The sequence below is a fragment of the Dapis brunnea BLCC-M229 genome (assembly GCF_050015995.1).
Lineage (GTDB): Bacteria > Cyanobacteriota > Cyanobacteriia > Cyanobacteriales > Microcoleaceae > Trichodesmium.
In genome coordinates this window covers 1-5,252 of the sequence record NZ_JBNHEP010000293.1, presented here as the reverse complement: position 1 = coordinate 5,252, position 5,252 = coordinate 1, and the positions used below count along the sequence as shown (strand labels likewise).

1 protein-coding gene is annotated in these 5,252 nt (G+C 37.3%); it reads right to left on the bottom strand.

What is annotated here, in order from left to right; translation table 11 throughout:
• On the bottom strand, positions 1 to 4,342 hold a 4,342-nt coding region (locus ACP6PM_RS33625), incomplete at its 3' end, for a DUF4347 domain-containing protein (protein ID WP_426591193.1).
• Between the last annotated feature and the right edge of the window lie 910 nt (positions 4,343 to 5,252).

Genomic DNA, 5,252 nt, shown 5'->3' with positions numbered 1-5,252 from the left:
CAATGTTGGTTGTACCACTTTCGGCTACTGTGGCTGTGTCGTCTTCTGCTGTGGGGACTTGGTCTTGTGTAACTCTAATGTCTACTATAGCACTGCTGGTATCTCCATCACTATCTGTGATTGTGTAGTTAATGGTGGGGTTTCCATCGAAGTCTGGGTCGGGAGTAAAGTCTATGGTGTCATCTGTGGGGTCGTCTGGTGTGCCTCCATCGTTGATTGTGGCTGTGCCTCCTGTGACTCCATCTATGGTAATTGTGCCGGCTCCGTCTCCGCCAAAGTCGTCGTTTTCTAGTACATCAATGTTGGTTGTACCACTTTCGGCTACTGTGGCTGTGTCGTCTTCTGCTGTGGGAAGGTCATTTATAGTAACAACAACAGATCCTTCCCCTTCTAATGGACCTCCTACACCCTGCCCAATAATATAATAGTAAATAGAAACCTCATCAGGAGGAGTGTCGCTAGTATTTCGATAATTAACGCTTTGTAGTACCTCTTCCACTAGAGTGGTAGTAGCATTACCATTAAATATTAGTTCTAATCGACCCTCACTATTTTTAGCAACTGTACCAATGTCAGTACCATTTACTGTCAGAGTTTCACCCTCTGTTAAATCTCCTAATACACTTGCAGGATCGTTACTAAATACATCATCACTATTTGCACTACCATCTCTTTGTATTACCAGGATTTGGTTAGTGTAGTCTACTGTTTCATTGTCACTAATTGTAGCATTTGCATCTATTAGTTGTTCAGTACCAGTGTCGGAAATAACTACCGTTTTGTCTACGCTACCATCATCTACTATATCGCCATCATTTATTGTGTACTTAATAGTGACTTCATCAGGAGGAGTATCTGTATCGTCTGTATTTCGATAAGCAATATTTTGTAAAGCTAAATCAACTAGATCGCCAGTAGCATCACTATTAAATGTTAGTTGTAGTTTACCACCACTATTGGTAGTAACTGTACCAATATTAGTATCATTTACTGTAACAGTTCCATCATCTTCAAATACTAACGTACCAGTTGCACTTGCACTAAATACATCATCACTATTTGCCCCACCATCTCTTTCTAATGTGAGGATAGCACCGCCGTAGTTATCTCTGTCATCTAGTTCTTCGTCTGTAATTGTGGCATTATCATCTAAAACAACTGGGTCGCCTTCTTTGGTAAAAGTTGGAGTATTGTCTAATGCTTCAAAAGATGGGGCAGTGTTTACAGAACTAACAACAACAGTTCCTTCCCCTGATAACGGACCTCCTATACCCTGCTCAAATACACGGTAATCTATAATGACTTCATCAGGAGCATTAGCATTAGTATTAGTATATGTGATTTGCTGTAATGCTTCATTCACTAAAGCAGTAGTAGCAAGTTCATTAAATGTTAGTTGTAATTGACCACCAGTATTAGTTGTGACTGTACCGATAGTCGTACCACCAACTCTTAGGTTTCCACCTGTAAAATCTAATGTTCCACCAGCAACTGCACCAAACTCATCCTCACTATTGGCAACTCCACTTCTTTGCACTAGCAGGGACGCACTACTGTAGTCTATGTCTGGAAGAGTAGCACTACTATCTATTACTTGCGCATCTGTAGTGCTTGATAAATCAACTGTGGCTGAACCGTTTCTGATTCCATAATCTATGACTACTGTATCTGGAGGATTAACATTAGTGTTATTATATGTAATTTGTTGTAATGCTTCATTCACTAAAGCAGTAGTGGCAAGTTCATTAAATGTTAGTTGTAATTGACCACCAGTATTAGTTGTCACTGTACCGATAGTCGTACCACCAACTATTAGGTTTCCACCTGTAAAATTTAATGTTCCACCTGCAACTGCAGCAAACACATCCTCACTATTTGCTCCCCCGCTTCTTTGCACTACTAAAGAGACGTCCTTGTAGTCTACAACCTGAGCTTCATCGCTACTAATAGTGGCATTTGCATCTATGACTTCTGCACTGCTGGTGTTGGCAGCAACGGTGGCTGAACTATCGTTGAATTCTATGTTGCCATCATCTATTGTGTATTTGATGGTAACTTCATCAGGAGCAGTATCTGTGTTTGTGTTCTGATAGGCAATTTGTTGTAAGACTTGATCTACTAATTCCCCTGTAGCATCACCATTAAATGTCAGTTGCAATGTACCATCACTATTAGTTGTGACTGTACCGATAGTGGTACCATCGACTGTTAAGTCTCCACTTTCTGTTAATGCTCCTAATGTTCCACTTGCAACTGCACTAAATACATCATCACTGTTTGCTCCACCATCTCTTTCTAATGTGAGGATAGCACCATCATAGTTATCTCTGCCATCTAGTTCTTCGTCTGTAATTGTGGCATTACTATCTAAAACAACTGGGTCACCACCTTGGATCAAAGTTGGAGTATTGTCTAATGCTTCAAAAGCAGGAGGATCATTAACAGGAATAACCTCCATTACAGTAATATGAACTTGGTTACTATTTAGTCCAAAAACGTCAGAGGACTTATTTCTATTTTCATCTTCCAGAACTATCTGTAAAGTTCTGTCTGTAGTATCTGGGTTTTCGCTCGTGTTTTGGTATTGAATATCTCTTAGTGCTGTTGCAAAATCATCAATGCTGGCGGTATCTCCTGTAGTTGGTGTTAGGGTAACTACCTTTTCACCATTTACTGTAGTTAGTGTCGCAGTTATGTTTGTACCTGTTACTATAGCTGAATCTGTTAGTTCTACACCATTAACCAAAAATTTCTCATCGTCACCATCAAGAGGATTAGTCAGGGTGATTGTTGCTTCCTGTAATCTATCACCTTCAGCAGTAGTCCCATTGTTGATGTAATCTCGAATAATCAGACCCTCAGTAGTACGTACACCATCTATTGTAGTATCACCTGTCCCGATGTCTACTATATTAACAGCACCACCATTTTCTGTAAATGTTGTTTCGTAGTTAGTTCCTGGGGTATCGGTACCATCTAGGTCTATTAGCGGGATGTCAAAAACGGATATTTGCCTGGGGTCGGAGATCCCATCATTACTATCGGTTTGTTCTGTAGGAAGGAGTTCTTCAGCTACTGGAGCGCTGGCAAAGTTTCTGATGTGATATAGTTGTCCGTTACCATCTCCTGCATCATTACTGCTAACATATAATTTTCCTTCTCCGTCAGTCCAAGCTGCACCATAACCTGCTGCACCTAAATTTCCACCACTATCTAACTGTATTGTAGTTGTGCTAATCGTAGCATTATTAATATCAGAGATATCAATTGTAACTAATTCACCGTTACTGCTGATGCCATAAAAACTGTTTTGAGAAGTTATATAAGTTAAATCTACTGGCATCTCACCACTGGGAGGTGTGCCAGTCAAATTTATTGTTGTTGTTTCCGGGTTATCAAGATTGATTCTAAGTATTGATGTTTTACTATTGACGTTAGTTATCCATAAATTATTGTCTCGGTCTATATCTCCAGCAGTAGGATTTGGAGAAAGATTAACTGTAAAAATATCCGCATCATTTTCATCTGTAGTAACTGTACCATCATTCTTGACATACTCAACAGTACCAGTTGAGTTGATTCTCAGAAGTTTCTGATTACTATTACTAACTTCAAAACCATAGATGTAGTTATCATTAGGGTTATAACCTGCTGCATTATACCTTGGTGTACCAGTACCACCAATCTCCTCATAACCTCCTGTTAATGGGTTAAGTCGAAAAAGTACACCACTAATTACTTGGAATAAGGCAGGTTTTTCCTCAAATGGATCTAGAACATAATTCCATTGTTGTTGTGTCTCCTGTGTGAAAGGTACATCTACCTCCAACTCACCCCTAATAACCTCTAACTCCCAGTCACCACCCAAAGCAACATTACCAGTTGGTCTTGCGGTCGCAGCAATATTTGCACCTGTAATATCACGGAGTTGTGCTAAAAATTCTTTACCTGCATTATCGGCAGCTACATTACAACCGTAGAGCAATAAATTAGTTACTGACCAAGTTTCTAACTCTTGGCAATAATCATTGTTAATACTATTAATATTTAATTGACTATTACCCAAATATAAACATCCAGGCGTACCATGAGAAACTATATGTATAGATGATATGTGAGGATATTTTTTAATAACTCTAGTAATCTGCTGGACACCATCTGAAGTACGACGAATAATAACTACTTTTGTTCCTGGTAAAACTCCATTAGCTAAACTCTGGTAATCCTCTACAGAGGAGTCTATAAATACTATTTGTTGTAGAGATTCTAGTTGACTAGAGATATCAATTAATTTGATAGATTTTTTAGTAGATACGGATTGGTAGATGTTAACTTTAGACATTAAAATATACTCCCTGGAAATGGTAGATGTTGATTTATTAAGCTTTTCTATTATAGAACAATCTTAAGTGATTTTTCTGAAGGACTTAACCTGACGAAAATTAATCCAGTCAGATTTTTATCATAATTAATATAAGAGTTCTATATAGGCAAATTAATTGACTCGGTGTCTGGTATTCCCAGAATTAAATCATCAGCCAAATGTAGCATTTTTAACATTTTTCATATTGTCAATTGGCGGATAATTTACAAAACCAATAAGCATAGCAGTCCTGAGCATTCTGACTTGAAACATTGGAAAATTTCAATTAATAGAATGTTTGGTGTAATGATTATCACAAAAACATTTTTATTCGCTATTAATACCCTCTTAAAAAAGGCAAAACTTATCTGGACTCTTTTTTAAGAGAATAGTTCATTAATGGATAATGGATAATGGATAATGGATAATGGATAATTACCTCTCCCTAAAACGGATAGGTAAGACGCGGTATTGGGGAGGCTAACAAAGCTGAATTATTTAATTATTTAATTATTTAATTATTTAATTATTAATTCTTCGGTAATAGCAGTTCTAGGAGTTCTGACTTAAAGCATAGGAATATAGTAATTAATATATCATTATAACAAAAATATTTTTATCCGCTATAATATTCTCTTAAAAAAGGAAAAATTTATCCCAACTCTTTTTTAAGAGAATAGTTCATTAATGGATAATGGATAATTACCTCTCCCTAAAACGGATTGGATTGACACGGAGCGTGAAAATTTTTTCTTGTTTCTCCACGGCGAGTGAGAGGCTTTAAACCTTAATTATTCGGTAATAGCAGTTCTAGGAGTTCTGACTTAAAGCATAGGAATATAGTAATTAATATATCATTATAACAAAAATATTTTTATCCGCTATAATA